We start from the raw sequence: 15,533 nt of genomic DNA, 5'->3' as shown, positions 1-15,533 counted from the left end.
GGGATAGCGCAATATATCGAAGCCTATGTTCGAATTTTTTGAATAAGGCGCGCAAAGCGCTGATGTGGTACTCTATAGCAATCATTAAAAAGAGATTTTATCCGGCAGTGCACTGCCCGTTAACGCTATGACAGAACACCAAAAATTGACCTTCTCCATGCTGATGCAAAAGCTTGATTCACTGATGCTGCGCGATAAACAGCGGTTTGCGCGCCGTCTGCACGGCGTTAAGAAGGTTAAAAATCCTGATGCACAACAGGCCATTTACCAGGAAATGGCCAAAGAGATTGAACAGGCGGCAGGGAAAGTTGTGCTGCGTGAAGCCGCACGCCCGGAGATTACCTATCCGGAAAACCTGCCCGTCAGCCAGAAGAAACAGGACATTCTTGAGGCCGTACGCGACCACCAGGTGGTGATCGTCGCGGGGGAAACCGGTTCAGGTAAAACCACCCAGTTGCCGAAAATCTGCATGGAGCTGGGCCGCGGGTTGAAAGGGCTGATCGGTCACACCCAGCCGCGTCGTCTGGCGGCGCGCACCGTGGCGAACCGTATTGCGGAAGAGCTGCAAACGGAGCCGGGCGGCTGCATCGGCTACAAGGTGCGATTCAGCGACCACGTCAGCGATAACACCATGGTTAAGCTGATGACAGACGGTATCCTGCTGGCGGAAATCCAGCAGGATCGTCTGCTGATGCAGTACGACACCATCATCATCGATGAAGCGCACGAGCGCAGCCTGAACATCGACTTCCTGCTCGGCTACCTGAAAGAGCTGCTGCCCCGGCGTCCGGATCTGAAAATCATCATCACCTCTGCGACCATTGACCCGGAGCGTTTCTCAAAACATTTCAACAATGCGCCGATCATTGAAGTCTCAGGCCGAACCTACCCGGTTGAAGTGCGCTATCGCCCGATTGTGGAAGAGGCGGACGATACCGAGCGCGACCAGCTTCAGGCCATCTTCGATGCCGTCGACGAGCTGGGCAACGAGAGTTCTGGCGACATTCTGATCTTCATGAGCGGCGAGCGCGAGATCCGGGATACCGCCGATGCGCTCAGCAAACGCGATCTGCGCCATACCGAGATCCTGCCGCTGTACGCGCGCCTGTCCAACAGTGAGCAGAACCGCGTGTTCCAGCCGCACAGCGGACGCCGCATCGTGCTGGCGACCAACGTGGCCGAAACCTCGCTCACCGTGCCGGGCATTAAATACGTGATCGACCCGGGTACGGCGCGCATCAGCCGCTACAGCTACCGAACCAAAGTTCAGCGCCTGCCGATTGAGCCGGTTTCCCAGGCGTCGGCTAATCAGCGTAAGGGCCGCTGCGGCCGCGTGTCGGAAGGGATCTGTATTCGTCTTTATTCGGAAGACGATTTCCTGTCGCGCCCGGAGTTTACCGATCCGGAAATTCTGCGGACCAACCTGGCATCCGTTATCCTGCAAATGACCGCGCTGGGGCTGGGCGATATCGCCGCCTTCCCGTTTGTGGAAGCGCCGGACAAGCGCAACATTCAGGACGGCGTGCGTCTGCTGGAAGAGCTCGGGGCGATTACCACCGACGAGCAGGCGACGGCCTACAAGCTAACGCCATTGGGCCGCCAGCTTAGCCAGTTGCCGGTCGACCCGCGTCTGGCGCGCATGGTGCTGGAGGCGCAAAAACACGGCTGCGTGCGCGAGGCGATGATCATCACCTCGGCGCTCTCCATTCAGGATCCGCGCGAGCGCCCAATGGACAAGCAGCAGGCGTCGGATGAAAAACACCGTCGCTTCCACGATAAAGAGTCTGATTTCCTGGCCTTTGTGAATCTGTGGAACTACCTGGGCGAGCAGCAAAAAACGCTCTCTTCAAATCAGTTCCGCCGTCAGTGCCGGGTGGATTTCCTCAACTACCTGCGCGTGCGCGAGTGGCAGGATATCTACACCCAACTGCGCCAGGTGGTAAAAGAGCTGGGCATTCCGGTCAACAGTGAACCGGCGGAGTACCGCGAAATTCATATCGCCTTGCTGACCGGCCTGCTGTCCCATATCGGGATGAAGGATGCGGATAAACAGGAATTTACCGGCGCACGCAACGCGCGTTTCTCCATCTTCCCGGGCTCCGGGTTGTTTAAAAAGCCGCCGAAGTGGACCATGGTCGCCGAGCTGGTGGAAACCAGCCGTCTGTGGGGGCGTATCGCCGCGCGTATCGATCCGGAGTGGGTTGAGCCGGTGGCGCAGCACCTGCTGAAACGCTCATACAGCGAGCCGCACTGGGAGCGCGGGCAGGGCGCGGTGATGGCGACGGAAAAAGTCACCGTCTACGGCCTGCCGGTGGTGGCCGCGCGTAAGGTTAACTACAGCCAGATCGATCCGGCGCTGAGTCGCGAGCTGTTTATCCGCCATGCGCTGGTGGAGGGCGACTGGCAGACGCGTCATGCGTTCTTCCGCGAAAACCTGAAGCTGCGCGCCGAGGTGGAAGAGCTTGAGCACAAGTCCCGCCGCCGCGACATTCTGGTGGACGACGAGACGCTGTTTGAGTTTTACGACCAGCGCATCAGCCACGATGTGATCTCGGCGCGCCATTTCGACAGCTGGTGGAAGAAAGCCAGCAAAGAGACCCCGGACCTGCTCAACTTTGAAAAGAGCATGCTGATCAAAGAGGGCGCGGAGTCGGTCAGCAAGCTCGACTACCCGAACTTCTGGCATCAGGGCAACCTCAAGCTGCGTCTGACCTATCAGTTTGAGCCGGGGGCCGACGCGGACGGCGTGACCGTTCATATTCCGCTGCCGCTGTTAAACCAGGTCGACGAGAGCGGGTTTGAGTGGCAAATTCCCGGCCTGCGCCGCGAGCTGGTCATTGCGTTAATCAAATCCCTGCCTAAACCGGTGCGGCGTAACTTTGTGCCGGCGCCGAACTACGCCGAAGCGTTTTTGGGCCGCGTCACGCCGCTGGAGCTGCCGCTGCTGGACGCGCTGGAGCGTGAGTTCCGACGCATGACCGGGACCACCATCGACCGCGACGACTGGAACTGGGATCAGGTGCCCGATCACCTGAAAATCACCTTCCGCGTGGTGGACGATAAAAACAAAAAGCTGCTGGAAGGCCGCTCGCTTTCGGAACTGAAGGACGCCCTGAAGGGCAAAGTGCAGGAAACCCTGTCTGCCGTGGCGGACGACGGTATCGAGCAGAGCGGGCTGCACATCTGGAGCTTTGGTCAGCTTCCGGAAAGCTATGAGCAGAAGCGCGGGAACTATAAGGTCAAAGCCTGGCCCGCGCTGGTGGATGAGCGCGATAGCGTGGCGATTAAGCTCTTTGACAATCCGCAGGAACAACAGCAGATGATGTGGCGCGGGCTGCGTCGACTGCTTCTGCTTAACATCCCGTCGCCGATTAAGTATCTGCACGAGAAGCTGCCGAACAAAGCCAAGCTGGGGCTCTACTTTAACCCGTACGGTAAGGTGCTGGATCTGATCGACGACTGCATCTCCTGCGGTGTGGATAAGCTGATCCACGAGGCGGGCGGTCCGGTCTGGACGGAAGAGGGCTTTGCTCAGCTTCATGAAAAGGTGCGCGCGGAGCTGAACGACACCGTGGTGGAGATTGCCAAACAGGTCGAGCAGATCCTTACCGCCGTGTTCAATATCAACAAGCGCCTGAAGGGGCGGGTGGATATGACCATGGCCCTGGGGCTGTCGGACGTGAAGGCGCAGATGGCGGGGCTGGTGTATCGGGGCTTTGTGACCGGCAACGGCTTTAAGCGTCTGGGCGATACGCTGCGTTATTTGCAGGCGATTGAGAAGCGTCTGGAGAAAATGGCGGTCGATCCGCATCGCGATCGCGCGCAGATGCTGAAAGTCGAAAACGTGCAGCAGGCGTGGCAGCAGTGGCTCAACAAACTGCCGCCAGCGCGTCGCGATGACGACGACGTGCGGGAGATCCGCTGGATGATCGAGGAGCTGCGCGTCAGCTTCTTTGCCCAGCAGCTCGGTACGCCGTATCCGATTTCGGATAAGCGTATCTTGCAGGCGATGGAGCAGATCTCCGGCTAAAACCGTTGCCCGGTGGCGCTGCGCTTACCGGGCCTACGGGAGAGCATGTGGGCCGGGTAAGGCGCAGCGCCACCCGGCATGTTTTCACGCACTGCTCCAACCGCCGCCCAGCGCTTTATACAAATCAATTTGCGCCAGCAACAGGTTGTTTTTCACCTGTACCACGCTGGTCTGCACCGAGAACAGCGTGCGCTGCGCATCGAGCACATCCAGATAAGAAGAGTACCCGTTGCGGTAGCGGTTTTGCGCAATCCGCAGCGTCTCCTGCGCGACCGCCTGCTGTGCCAGCAGCTCGGTAAGCTGTTCCTGATAGCGGGTGATGGCATCAAGGCTGTCATTCACCTCAGCAAATGCGTTACGCACGGTTTTTTCGTAGCTATACAGAGCCTGATTCCGCTGGGACTGGGAGATATCCACCTGCGCATTCAGCGCCTGACGGTTCAGCAGCGGCGCAAGAATACTGCCGCCCACGCTCCAGAGCTGTAGGGGGTTATCCAGCAATCCCGACAGCGTGCGATCCTGCACCGATCCCGTGGCCGTGAGGTTGATCGACGGCAGCAGGCTGGCGCGCGATGCCGCCAGCGTCGCGTCTGCCGCAATCAGCTGACGTTCCGCCTGAACGATATCCGGGCGCCGGTTGAGTAGTGTCGACGGCAGCTGGGAGGGCAGTTTCAGCGGCGTCAGGGCATCAAAGCTTTCACCGCGCGCAACGTTACCCGGGTTGCTGCCCACCAGCAGGCTAAGCGCATTTTCCTGCTGTGCAATCTGGTGCTGAAGCAGTGGAACCTGGGCGCGGGTGGCGCGCAGCTCAGAATCCGATTGCATCAGCTCAAGGCGAGAGCTGTATCCCGTCTCAAATTGTCGTTTGGCGAGATTGAACGCTTCTTCACGCGACTTCAGCGTGGATTGGGTAACGCGAAGCTGTTCATCCAGCGACAGCAGGGTGACATACCCGGAGGCCACCGATGATGCGACGGTAAGATCAGCCGCCGCTGCCGCCGCCTTTTGTGCCTCCAGCGATGCTTCAGCGGCACGGGAGGTGCTACGGTTTACGCCCCAGATATCCACGTCGTAGCTGGCGGTCAGGCTGCCTTTGTACAACGTACCGTATACCGGAAGCCCCGTGGCGGCGGACTGCGAGCGTGCGCGCGTCCCGGTCACGCCCGCGTCAAGCGACGGGAACAGACTGCCGTCGGCGGCGAACACCCGGGCCTGGTACTCGTTAATCCGCTCGCGTGCAATCAGCACGTCGCTGTTGTTCTTCAGCGCCTGATCCACATAGCGGTTCAGATTGCTGTCGTGAAAATTTCGCCACCAGAGCTGCTCTGTCGGGCTGGCTGGCCCCGACGTCGCGCGCCACTGGGCCGGTATGTGCAGGGACGATTTGGCGGGCTCAACGTCAACCGACTGGCATCCCGCCAGGATAGCCATCATCAGCAGGCCGGCTATCGGGCGAAGCGTCATTGTTTCGCCTCCCGCGTGTCGATGGTCACCTGCACCGACATGCCAGGGCGCAGCAGCCGGTACGCCTCCGGCTCACCGAGTACTTCAATGCGTACCGGGATGCGCTGGGCGATTTTAACAAAGTTGCCCGTGGCGTTATCCGGGGTGATAGCGCTGAACTCGACGCCTGTGGCCGGGGATATGCTCTCCACGCGTCCCTGATAGGCTTTATCGTTTAAGGCATCGACGGTGAATTTCACCGGCTGTCCGACGCGTAAATTCGCCAGCTGCGTCTCTTTGATATTGGCGATCACCCAGTGCTGCGGCGGGACCAGCGTGGTAAGGTGCGTCCCGGCGGCGACGTACGCCCCCAGACGCACTGCAATCTGCCCGAGCTGACCATCACGCGGCGCGACAATCCGGGTGTTTTGCAGATCGATCTGCGCCAGCTCCAGCGCGGCTTTTGCATTCTCAACGTCGGCCTCCAGCGAGCCGCGATTGACGATAACCGTTTGTAAATCCTGACGCGACATCTCAAGCGTTGCTTTCGCCTGGTCGATATCGGCGCTCCCCTGGGCGGCACTGGCCAGTGCCGAATCGCGCTCGCGAATGGAAAGGGAGCCGTCCGCGGTCAGCTCTTTCACGCGTTTCAAATCCGCCTGGGTTTTCAGACTTTGGGCACGGGCGTTTTTCAGCGCCGCCTCGTTTTTGGCAATCACCGCTTCCGCACTTCTGCGCTGTTGCAGGTTGTTATTAAGAGCTGCAATTTTCATTGCCAGCTGCGCCTCGGCCTGATGGACGCGCTGGCGATAGATACGGTCATCTATCTGCAACAGCAGCTCGCCTTTTTTAACCTGCGCGAAATCCTGAACATGGACCTCGGTAATGTAGCCGTTTACCTGAGGACTGATGAACGTAGTCTGGCCGCGCACGTAGGCGTTATCGGTAAACTGGGCATGACGCGTGAACGGGGGCAGCTGCCAGGCATAAAGGATCACCAGTACCCCGACAATGCCGATAGCCGCGGCGGTGAAAATGGACACGACGCGCACGTTTTTACGGGTGTTGGCCTGCTCTTTGGCGGCATCCTGCTGACTCATAACCTCTCCTGAAAAATAGTCATTACTTGTTGCCAGTGGCGTTCTTAAGGGCCATACGGGCGGTGATGCGCAGGCGCAGCAAGCGCCATAAAATCCAGACCAGCGTGGCAGTGGCAATGCTCGCCGTCAGGAGATAAGTATCGTTGTAAGCCAGAATATTTGCCTCAAGCGCCGTCACCGTCTGGAGCTGGGTAATGGCCTGGGTTCCCAGCAGGGAACTGTCGCCAATCAGGCTTTTGTACATCTGGGTGTAAAGCTGAATACGTTCGTTCACCAGCGGGTTAAGGGTGGTGAGCTGGTCAGCCAGCAGGCTGGAATGGTACTTCTCGCGCCAGGTCTGGAAGGTGCCGAGGATCGCGGAACCCAGCAGGCCCCCAAGGTTCTGACTCATGCCAAACATCACGGAAAAGCTGACCAGGTTGCGCGGGTCGGCGATCACCCCGCCAATGGCTGCCAGCATCGCAGGCGCGAGGAAGAAAGCGCTGCCGAAGCCCAGCAGGAACTGGCTGAAAATAAGCTGATCCGGCCGGGTCAGGTTGTTGGACTGGCTGTCCAGCAGCGAGGCGACGATCATCAGCACCAGCGAGGTGATTATCGGCCAGGCCAGTTTAGTGGGCTTAATCGTCAGACAGCTGGTGACGATACCGCAGACGATCCCGGCGAAAATAGCCCACGCCAGATGGGTCATCTGTTCATTCTGTAGGCCCACATATTGCAGCCAGCCGATGACGCCCGTGTTCTGCTCCGCCAGTACGATGCGGATCAGCAGCATAATCAGCCCCAGGCGTACGATGCTGCCGCTGGACAGCCAACGGGTATTAAGCAGCGGGTTGCTGCGGTTATGTTCAAACACGATCGCAGAGACAATCAGCACCAGCGAGAGGGCCAGCGCCCAGCCGATCCACGGCGCTTCAAACCACCAGTCCAGACGCCCTAACGACAGAACCGCGCACAGCAGCGCCATGCCGGGCGCAAGCAAAAAAAAGGTAATGAAATCTTTCTTCTCAAAGACTTTGCGCCGATCGCCCGGCGGCAGCTTTAGCACCATCACGCAGGCCAGGGAGATCAGGGCCAGACCCAGCTCGAAGAAGTACAGCCCGCGCCACTCATCAAGCTGTAACAGCTCGGTGGAGAACAGCCGCGGCAGCGGGATCGCCAGCGACGACCCGGTAATGCCAATGGTCAGCGCCTTCAGTCGATGCTTTGCGGGCCAGGCCTGGATCTGGTAATAAATGCCGAGCGAGCTGAGCGCGGCGGCGACCATCCCGTGTGCCGCCCTTACCATCAGCGCCGAGCTAAGATCGTTCACAAACAGGTGGAAAAAGGTGACCAGCACATACAGCACCAGGAAGCCTTCCGTAAAGGCGCGCAAACCGTACTGCTGGCGAAACTTTACCAGCAGCAGGTTGATGGAAACGTTGGTCATGACATAGACGGCAGGCAACCAGGCGATTTCAGTCGACCAGGCGCCAAAAGTGCCTTGCAGATTTTGCAGATTAGCGGTGACGACCGCGTTACCCAGCGCCCCGGTCAGACATACCAGCAGGCCGACCACGCCATAGGCGATCCGTTTTGGGGTTGGATGTTCCGGGGTGGAAGGGGAACCCAGCAGGGCGGGTTTCTCGTGTGGCTGCCACTCGCGAGGAGCATAAGGGTCGCGTTGGGGCAGGCGCATAACGTGGTTTACCTTTCAAAATGTTGAATTGTGAGCGGGCTAATGATTCTAAGGCTGACGCAAATCATAATTCAAGTGAATACGATTTTCTCAAGTTAATCAAATGTGAGTGCTTTTTGAGAACGTTCCAGCCCGTTTTTTCAGCATTCATGCCATAGCATGACGCGCAGAAAGGGGGATAATCGATGGCTCTGTATGCTGTAAGGAGGTAACGATGACAATGGCACTTTTCCCCTGTCTGCCTGGCACAACCCTCGAGGCCGTGAATACCGTTGGGGCGTGGCTTGCTCAGGACGACTATCAGGACAATCAGCCCGTTGATCTGGTGATTCTGGCGGGTAATGCGGTGGTCCCCGCGATTGATGCTGCCTGTAAAAACGCGGCTGAACAGGGTGTTCCTCTGATCATCAGCGGCGGGATCGGTCACTCGACGACCTTCCTCTACGCCGCGATTGCGAAACACCCCCGCTATAACAGGATACCCACCACCGGGCGGGCTGAGGCAGCTATTCTGGCCGACATCGCCCGTGAATTCTGGAACATTCCGGCTGAGCATCTTCACGTTGAGGATCAGTCGACCAACTGTGGTGAAAACGCCCGCTTCAGCCGGGCGTTGATGAAACAATCCGGACTGAACGCCGCCCGGGTGCTGGTGGTGCAGGACCCGACGATGCAGCGGCGCACAATGGCTACGTTTGCCCGCGTATGCCGCGACGAGGCCGCAGCGCCCGCATGGGTGAGTCATCCCGGCCTGACGCCCGTGCTGCAAAACAGCGACGACGGTCTGGTGTTTAGCGGCCCGGCCGAGGGGTTATGGCCGGTAGAACGTTACCTGTCGCTGGTGCTGGGTGAATTTCCGCGACTCAGGGACGACATCAACGGCTACGGTCCGGCGGGACGTGATTTCATTGCCCATGTCGATATCCCTGCCGACGTGGACGCCGCGTGGCAGATCCTGCGAAACGACGTCATTCTCACCGACGCGCTGGTGAGCCGTTCTCTGCTGTAATGCTCTTGCCCGTTTGCGCCATCTTTTACGCAAACGGGCAGCCTTTGTTGCCGATTTGTGATTTTGGAAACGGGCTGCCCCGTATCTTTTATGAGATATCTCACAAAAACAGACTCATAGAGTAGGCAATTGCCCCGGTAATTATAGTTTTTAACAATAAGTTTACTTGTTAAAAACAGTGTGATTACAGGAGCAGGTTATGACAGTACCCGTACAACATCCTATGTATATTGATGGACAGTTTGTTGCCTGGCAGGGTGATGCATGGATTGACGTGATCAATCCGGCCACGGAAGAGGTCATTTCCCGTATTCCCGACGGCACCGCCGAGGACGCCCGCAAAGCCATTGACGCGGCAGAGCGCGCGCAGGCTGGCTGGGAGGCGCTGCCAGCCATTGAACGCGCCAGCTGGCTACGCAAAATTTCCGCCGGGATCCGCGAGCGCGTCAGTGAAATCAGCGCGTTGATTGTGGCCGAAGGCGGCAAGATCCAGCAGCTGGCGGAAGTGGAAGTGAACTTTACCGCTGACTATATCGACTATATGGCCGAGTGGGCGCGCCGGTATGAAGGGGAAATCATTCAGAGCGACCGTCCGGGCGAGAATATTCTGGTGTTTAAGCGTGCCCTTGGCGTCACCACCGGCATTCTGCCGTGGAACTTTCCATTCTTCCTGATTGCCCGTAAGCTTGCTCCCGCGCTGATCACCGGCAACACCATCGTTATCAAACCGAGCGAATTTACCCCAAACAACGCCATTGCGTTTGCCAAAATCGTCGATGAGATTGGCCTGCCGAAAGGCGTCTTTAACCTGGTGCTGGGCCGGGGTGAAACCGTCGGACAGGAGCTGGCCGGGAATCCGAAAGTGGCGATGGTCAGCATGACCGGCAGCGTCGGGGCAGGTGAAAAGATCATGGCTGCGGCTGCGAAAAACATCACCAAAGTGGGGCTGGAGCTGGGCGGTAAAGCCCCGGCCATCGTGATGGACGATGCCGATCTTGAGCTGGCCGTGAAGGCCATTGTGGATTCACGCGTCATCAATACCGGGCAGGTGTGTAACTGCGCGGAACGTGTCTATGTCCAGAAGGGGATCTACGACCGCTTTGTGAATCGTCTGGGCGAGGCAATGAAAACCGTCCAGTTTGGCAATCCGGCTGAGCGAACGGATATTGCCATGGGGCCGCTGATCAACGCCGCCGCGCTGGAGCGCGTGGAGCAGAAGGTGGCGCGCGCGGTGCAGGAGGGGGCCAAAGTGGTCCTTGGCGGTAAAGCGGCAGAAGGTAAAGGGTATTTTTATCCCCCAACGCTGCTGCTGGACGTGCGTCAGGATATGGCCATCATGCACGAAGAGACCTTTGGCCCGGTGCTGCCGGTGGTGGCTTTCGACACCCTGGAAGAGGCCCTGAACATGGCCAACGACAGCGACTACGGTTTAACCTCGTCTGTTTATACGCAGGACCTGAACGTCGCCATGAAAGCCATTAAGGGGCTTAAGTTCGGCGAGACCTACATTAACCGTGAAAACTTTGAAGCGATGCAGGGCTTCCATGCGGGCTGGCGGAAATCCGGAATCGGCGGGGCAGATGGTAAACACGGTCTGAATGAGTATTTGCAGACGCAGGTGGTCTATTTACAGTCGTAATCAGGAGCCCCCTCCATGCGAGGGGGTTCACATTTTCAGGAAAGGTGGTTATGTTGGCGCGATAATGGTTATTTATCGGGAAACAACATGCGCACAAAATATACGGGTCTGCAAATCAGCATTCACTGGCTGGTTTTTCTGTTAGTTATTATGGCCTATTGCGCCATGGAGTTCAGGGGATGGTTCCCGCGAAGCGATCGTCCGCTCATTAATATGATCCACGTTTCCTGCGGGATCAGCATCCTGGTGCTGATGGTGGCGCGCCTGCTTATCCGCCTCAAATTCCCGGCTCCGCCTATTCAACCGAAACCAAAAGCGATGATCACCGGGCTGTCCCATCTGGGGCATCTGGTTATCTACCTGCTGTTCATTGCGCTGCCGCTGATCGGCATGGTGATGATGTATAACCGGGGAAATGACTGGTTTGCGTTTGGCCTGACGATGCCGCATGCGGCGGAGGGGAATTTTGACCTGGTGGATACGCTAAAAGCGTGGCACGTGACGCTGGCGAATCTGGGATATTTCGTGATTGGTTTGCACGCCTTTGCCGCGCTGATGCATCACTATTTCTGGAAAGACAACACGCTGCTGCGGATGATGCCAAAAAAGCGTCAGTAACCGATAATGCCCTGCGAACCCGCAGGGCATTTTTTTGCGGCTTATTGCAGTTGCGCGCGCTCCTGCGCCGTTAAGTCCAGTTCCTGAGTTGTACCCGTTTCTGAAGATTTTACCGCCGCTTCCAGCACCGCCATCACCGCCAGGGCTTCCACCGGCGGGACCGGGTTGTCAATCTTGCCGTTCAGGGCATCGCGCACGTTTATATAGTACTGCCGCTGGTCGCCTTTTGGCGCAGGGATAGCGCTGGCTTCACCCTGGGCATTAAGCAGCACCATAGCGTCGCTGTCTTCACCCCAGCGTTCACTACCCGGAATGACGCCTGCCAGCAGCTGGGCTTCCTGCTGATCGATGCGCGCTTTCACCACGCTAGCCTTGTCACCGTGAATGGTAAAGCGGGATACGCCGCCCGCCACCAGCATGCTGCAATGGAGGACCACTTTGTGTTCCGGATAATTCAGCACCACGTGCGCCCAGTCGTTAATCTCCGCGCCGTCACGGAGGGTGGCGATGTTGCCCTGTACCGACTGCGGCAGACCAAAAAGCTGTAGCGTCTGGTCAATCATGTGCGGGCCTAAGTCGAACCACAGGCCGCTGCCGGGAACGTTTTGCTCTCTCCAGCGCACGCGAACCTCCGGGCGGAAACGATCGATATGCGACTCAAAATGTTTCACCTTGCCGATGCTGCCTTGCGCAATCACCTGCTTAATGCCGAGAAAATCGCTGTCCCAGCGGCGGTTATGGAAGACAGAAAGCAGCCGCTGTTTTTCTTCAGCCAGCGCAATCAGATCCCGCGCTTCCTGCATATCCAGCGTGAACGGCTTATCTACTACCACATGCTTGCCGGCATTGAGCGCCAGGGTGGCCAGCGGCGCATGGGTCGCGTTAGGGGAGGCGATAACCACCAGATCGATATCCGGGTGCTGAATGGCCTCTTCCGGCGTGGCGACAACGAGCACGTCCGGCAGATCGCGTTTCACTTTCTCTTCATCCCGGGATGAGATCACCGCCAGCTTCAGGCCGTCAACGGACTGGATCAGCGGGGCATGGAACGTCTTACCCACAAAACCATACCCGATCAGCGCAATATTCATTGTCTTCACTTTATTCATGACCTTCTCCACGTTAATGTGCGCAAACGGTAACCTGCACGGCGCTATGGTCCCCGAGCTCTGCCCAGGGACGATCTAAAAACAGTTGATGAATCTCGGATAACCCTGACACCAGATACGGTTCGCACTGGTTGAGTTTTAGATGGTCGGCGACTACCCAGTGCGCCTGGCTTGCGGCCAGCATGGCACGCTTCACTTCGGCATCCGCCTCCTGACTGGCGCTCAATCCGAGTTCGGCATGGATGGCGCATGCGCCAAGGATGGCAATATCCGCCCGGTAGCGAGAGAGCAGTGAAAGGGTGGCGCTTCCGGCAAACAGGCGCTGTTTCTGATCCCACTTTCCACCGAGCAGGATCAGGTCGATACCTTCCCGATCGCTCACCTGTTGGGCGATATCAAGAGAAGGGGTGATGATGGTCAGCGGCCCATGAAGGAAAGAGGCAACGGCCAGCAGTGTGCTTCCGGCATCCAGAAACAGCGTCGAGCCCGCAGGCACGCATTGCGCAACCTGTTTACCCAGCCGCTGCTTGATTTCAGGCAGCAAGGTATTCCTGCTAACCCGGTTCATCGTCGAGAGATTCAGCGCGATGGCGCCACCATGGTTTTTTTGTGCCAGTCCCTGTTTTTCCAGGTCGGTCAGATCGCGACGGATGGTGTCCGCTGAAACCTGCAATCGATCTGCCAGCTCGGTAATGCTGGCCTGGCCTTGTTCAGTAATGATATCAAGCACATATTTCTGTCTGGCGGTTTTATGCATGGGCGCAGTATCCTGCAAAATGTCGCAATACTTCGCAGTTTACAGCATTTTGCAGAAAAGGGAATCGGGACAGGCGCGGGATGTTATCCAAAAACAGTTTAATGGTGTGATTATTGATATCGCATTAATCAGTCATCAAAAACATGTATGTATCTTTTAGGTATGTTGTTATCGCTATGTTTTACTTATAAATTTGGCTTAAGCTGCCACATTCCAGCGCCTAATTGATATTTATAACTAATTTGTAATTATAAATTAGTGTATATATCTAACAATCTGTGTTTATAAAGTAAAATAATCCAGTTTTATTCGGTGGATTACTTAAATTGACATTTCTTTGAAAATCTTTGTGTCTGATTCGGGATGAAATTAACGCAAAAATGTACACCGGGGTATTTTAGAATTTTCTTTATATTACAGGGGGTTTATTTGTTTCATCTGAAAGGTCTTTTATAACGTTTTGTCCAGAAACCCCATCTTTTTTCTTATTTGTAACAACACATTAACATTGCGGGTGTGGTTGCTTATATCACATTTTGTTATGCTGCGAATCACTAAATATTTAAGTAAATTCTTAAAAGAAAAAAAGGATTGAACGGCTCTCGTCTCAATTGAAATGGGTTAGGGGAACTCTTGCCCGGAATTAATGGAGAAGGGGCAATGGATTTCTGGCGAATTATTTGTACCTCTTCCTGGGTATTTATTTGGCTATCACCTGGAGTCGGGGGATATTATGAAGATGAAATGCAATAACAGGTTACTCAGATTATCTGCCTCCCTGACCTTAATTTCGTTGGTGGTGACTGCGGCTAATGCAAATAACGGCCAGGCGGGGATATCTCCCGTTGCGGCAATGACGATGAAAGAAAGTATTCTTTTCGCTCTCGATCGCGACCCCTCGGTGAGTCAGCAGGCGGCACAGCTGGGGATCGGCCAGGCACAAATAGACGAAGCGCGCAGTGGCTGGATGCCACAAATAGCCCTGAACGGGAGTACAGGTCACAGCCAGACCACCGATTCAAGCGGCTCGTTGCGAAATTCCGCAGCCTGGGGCCTGAGTCTAACGCAGCTGGTGTACGATTTTGGCAAGACCAACAACAGCATCAGCCAGTCTTCAGCTCAGCGTGACAGCTATCGCTACCAGCTGATGAGCACGATGTCTGCCGTCGCGGAAAAAACAGCCCTCAGCTATGTGGAAGTGAAACGCTACAGCGATCTGTTGCACGCGGCAAAAGAGAACGTGCAGGCGCTTAAAAACGTTGAGCAGCTGGCAAAACTCCGCGCCGACGCTGGCGTAAGCTCCACCTCTGATGAGCTTCAGACCCGCACCCGTATTGCCGGGATGCAGGCGACGGTAGAGCAGTACAATGCGTCCCTGAACAGCGCCCGCGCGCGGCTGGCGGTATTAACTGGCATACAGGCTGAACGCTATTCACCGGTTCCGGGAGGTCTGGCCGTGGAGCCGGATTCTCTCAATCGGATTGATTATTCACTGATCCCAACGGTGATGGCCGCGCAGAACATGGAGCGTTCAGCCCAGTACGGCGTAGAAACCGCGAAGTCTCAGCACTGGCCGACCTTAAGCCTGAAAGGGGGCCGCACCCGCTATGAGTCGGATAATCGCGCGTACTGGGATGATCAGATCCAGCTCAATATTGACGCACCGCTTTATCAGGGCGGCGCGGTCTCGGCGCGCGTCCGTCAGGCCGAGGGCGCAAGGGCAATGGCATCGTCGCAGGTCGATCAGGCCCGTTTTGATGTCCTGCAAAAAGCCTCCGTCGCACAGGCCGACTGGACCGGGGCGCGTGGACGAATGGAAGCCGGGAAGCGTCAGCTGGAAAATGCGTTGCGCGCCCGCGATGTCTACAAAAATGAATATACCCTGAGCAAGCGCAGCATTAACGATCTGCTCAGCGTGGAGCAGGATGTCTGGTCTGCCACCTCAGCGAAAATAATGGCTGAATACGATGGCTGGAGTGCGGCGATTAATTACGCCTCCGCGGTGGATAATCTCATGCCGCTTATCGGAATAGAGAAAAACGCTGCCGCGAAATTACCTGATTTAAGTTAAAAAAAGGCGCGCCTTTCTGCGCGAAATAAGTCAGACAATAATGGGTGATTTTTCCCAAGGATAGCTACATCCCTCTGGTGGA

The 15,533-nt window shown here is 56.7% G+C and carries 10 protein-coding genes; 5 read left to right on the top strand and 5 right to left on the bottom strand.

Annotation, left to right across the window (positions count from 1 at the left end; all coding sequences use genetic code 11):
• The first annotated feature begins 127 nt into the window (after positions 1-127).
• On the top strand, positions 128-4,030 hold the full coding sequence (gene hrpA / locus CU081_RS16865; RefSeq protein WP_022651154.1) for an ATP-dependent RNA helicase HrpA: 3,903 nt from the start codon (positions 128-130) through the stop codon (positions 4,028-4,030).
• 84 nt (positions 4,031-4,114) lie between these two features.
• Here the strand turns inward: hrpA and CU081_RS16860 are convergent, their stop codons facing one another.
• Genes CU081_RS16860 through CU081_RS16850 form a run of 3 tightly spaced genes read right to left on the bottom strand, consistent with a single transcriptional unit; the run spans position 4,115 to position 8,248 of the window.
• Positions 4,115-5,494 (bottom strand): efflux transporter outer membrane subunit, encoded by a 1,380-nt coding sequence (locus CU081_RS16860; RefSeq protein WP_022651155.1) that lies wholly within the window; start codon positions 5,492-5,494, stop codon positions 4,115-4,117.
• The gene (locus CU081_RS16855) at positions 5,491-6,573 is read right to left on the bottom strand and encodes an HlyD family secretion protein (RefSeq protein WP_003857294.1); all 1,083 of its coding nucleotides are present in this window, start codon (positions 6,571-6,573) and stop codon (positions 5,491-5,493) included. Before CU081_RS16855 ends, CU081_RS16860 begins: the two co-directional genes overlap by 4 nt.
• A gap of 22 nt (positions 6,574-6,595) precedes the next feature.
• On the bottom strand, positions 6,596-8,248 hold the full coding sequence (locus CU081_RS16850) for an MFS transporter (RefSeq protein ID WP_039268876.1): 1,653 nt from the start codon (positions 8,246-8,248) through the stop codon (positions 6,596-6,598).
• A 214-nt stretch (positions 8,249-8,462) separates the two neighbouring features.
• Between CU081_RS16850 and CU081_RS16845 the strand changes: the two genes are divergently transcribed.
• The 3 genes from CU081_RS16845 to cybB all read left to right on the top strand — a co-directional run bounded on the left by CU081_RS16845 (position 8,463) and on the right by cybB (position 11,514).
• Complete coding sequence (locus tag CU081_RS16845) at positions 8,463-9,257, top strand: YdcF family protein (RefSeq protein ID WP_022651157.1); 795 nt, start codon at positions 8,463-8,465, stop codon at positions 9,255-9,257.
• Positions 9,258-9,456: 199 nt separating this feature from the next.
• Positions 9,457-10,896: an aldehyde dehydrogenase gene (gene aldA, locus CU081_RS16840; RefSeq protein WP_022651158.1), complete on the top strand. Its 1,440-nt coding sequence runs from the start codon at positions 9,457-9,459 to the stop codon at positions 10,894-10,896.
• An 87-nt stretch (positions 10,897-10,983) separates the two neighbouring features.
• Positions 10,984-11,514 carry a cytochrome b561 gene (cybB, locus tag CU081_RS16835; protein ID WP_003857288.1) on the top strand — a complete coding sequence of 177 codons (531 nt, stop codon included), beginning with the start codon at positions 10,984-10,986 and terminating at the stop codon, positions 11,512-11,514.
• 41 nt (positions 11,515-11,555) lie between these two features.
• Here cybB and CU081_RS16830 read toward each other — a convergent pair whose 3' ends face one another.
• On the bottom strand, positions 11,556-12,623 hold the full coding sequence (locus CU081_RS16830; RefSeq protein WP_032658359.1) for an oxidoreductase: 1,068 nt from the start codon (positions 12,621-12,623) through the stop codon (positions 11,556-11,558).
• A gap of 13 nt (positions 12,624-12,636) precedes the next feature.
• Positions 12,637-13,380, bottom strand: a complete 744-nt coding sequence (locus CU081_RS16825) for a DeoR/GlpR family DNA-binding transcription regulator (protein WP_022651161.1) — start codon at positions 13,378-13,380, stop codon at positions 12,637-12,639.
• 733 nt (positions 13,381-14,113) lie between these two features.
• On the opposite strand from CU081_RS16825, the gene CU081_RS16820 reads away from it, so the two are divergent.
• Positions 14,114-15,451 (top strand): TolC family outer membrane protein, encoded by a 1,338-nt coding sequence (locus tag CU081_RS16820; RefSeq protein WP_022651162.1) that lies wholly within the window; start codon positions 14,114-14,116, stop codon positions 15,449-15,451.
• Positions 15,452-15,533: the final 82 nt, after the last annotated feature.

Source organism: Enterobacter sp. CRENT-193 (genome assembly GCF_002787395.1).
GTDB lineage: Bacteria > Pseudomonadota > Gammaproteobacteria > Enterobacterales > Enterobacteriaceae > Enterobacter > Enterobacter hormaechei_C.
The sequence above is the reverse complement of the archived record's forward strand: the minus strand, read 5'-3'. Positions and strand labels throughout refer to the sequence as shown.

Excerpts from the sequence above, each read along its gene's own strand:
- hrpA (WP_022651154.1), top strand. The coding sequence starts at position 128 with ATGACAGAACACCAAAAATTGACCTTCTCCATGCTGATGCAAAAGCTT.
- CU081_RS16860 (WP_022651155.1), bottom strand. The coding sequence starts at position 5,494 with ATGACGCTTCGCCCGATAGCCGGCCTGCTGATGATGGCTATCCTGGCG.
- CU081_RS16855 (WP_003857294.1), bottom strand. The coding sequence starts at position 6,573 with ATGAGTCAGCAGGATGCCGCCAAAGAGCAGGCCAACACCCGTAAAAAC.
- CU081_RS16850 (WP_039268876.1), bottom strand. The coding sequence starts at position 8,248 with ATGCGCCTGCCCCAACGCGACCCTTATGCTCCTCGCGAGTGGCAGCCA.
- CU081_RS16845 (WP_022651157.1), top strand. The coding sequence starts at position 8,463 with ATGACAATGGCACTTTTCCCCTGTCTGCCTGGCACAACCCTCGAGGCC.
- aldA (WP_022651158.1), top strand. The coding sequence starts at position 9,457 with ATGACAGTACCCGTACAACATCCTATGTATATTGATGGACAGTTTGTT.
- cybB (WP_003857288.1), top strand. The coding sequence starts at position 10,984 with ATGCGCACAAAATATACGGGTCTGCAAATCAGCATTCACTGGCTGGTT.
- CU081_RS16830 (WP_032658359.1), bottom strand. The coding sequence starts at position 12,623 with ATGAATAAAGTGAAGACAATGAATATTGCGCTGATCGGGTATGGTTTT.
- CU081_RS16825 (WP_022651161.1), bottom strand. The coding sequence starts at position 13,380 with ATGCATAAAACCGCCAGACAGAAATATGTGCTTGATATCATTACTGAA.
- CU081_RS16820 (WP_022651162.1), top strand. The coding sequence starts at position 14,114 with ATGAAGATGAAATGCAATAACAGGTTACTCAGATTATCTGCCTCCCTG.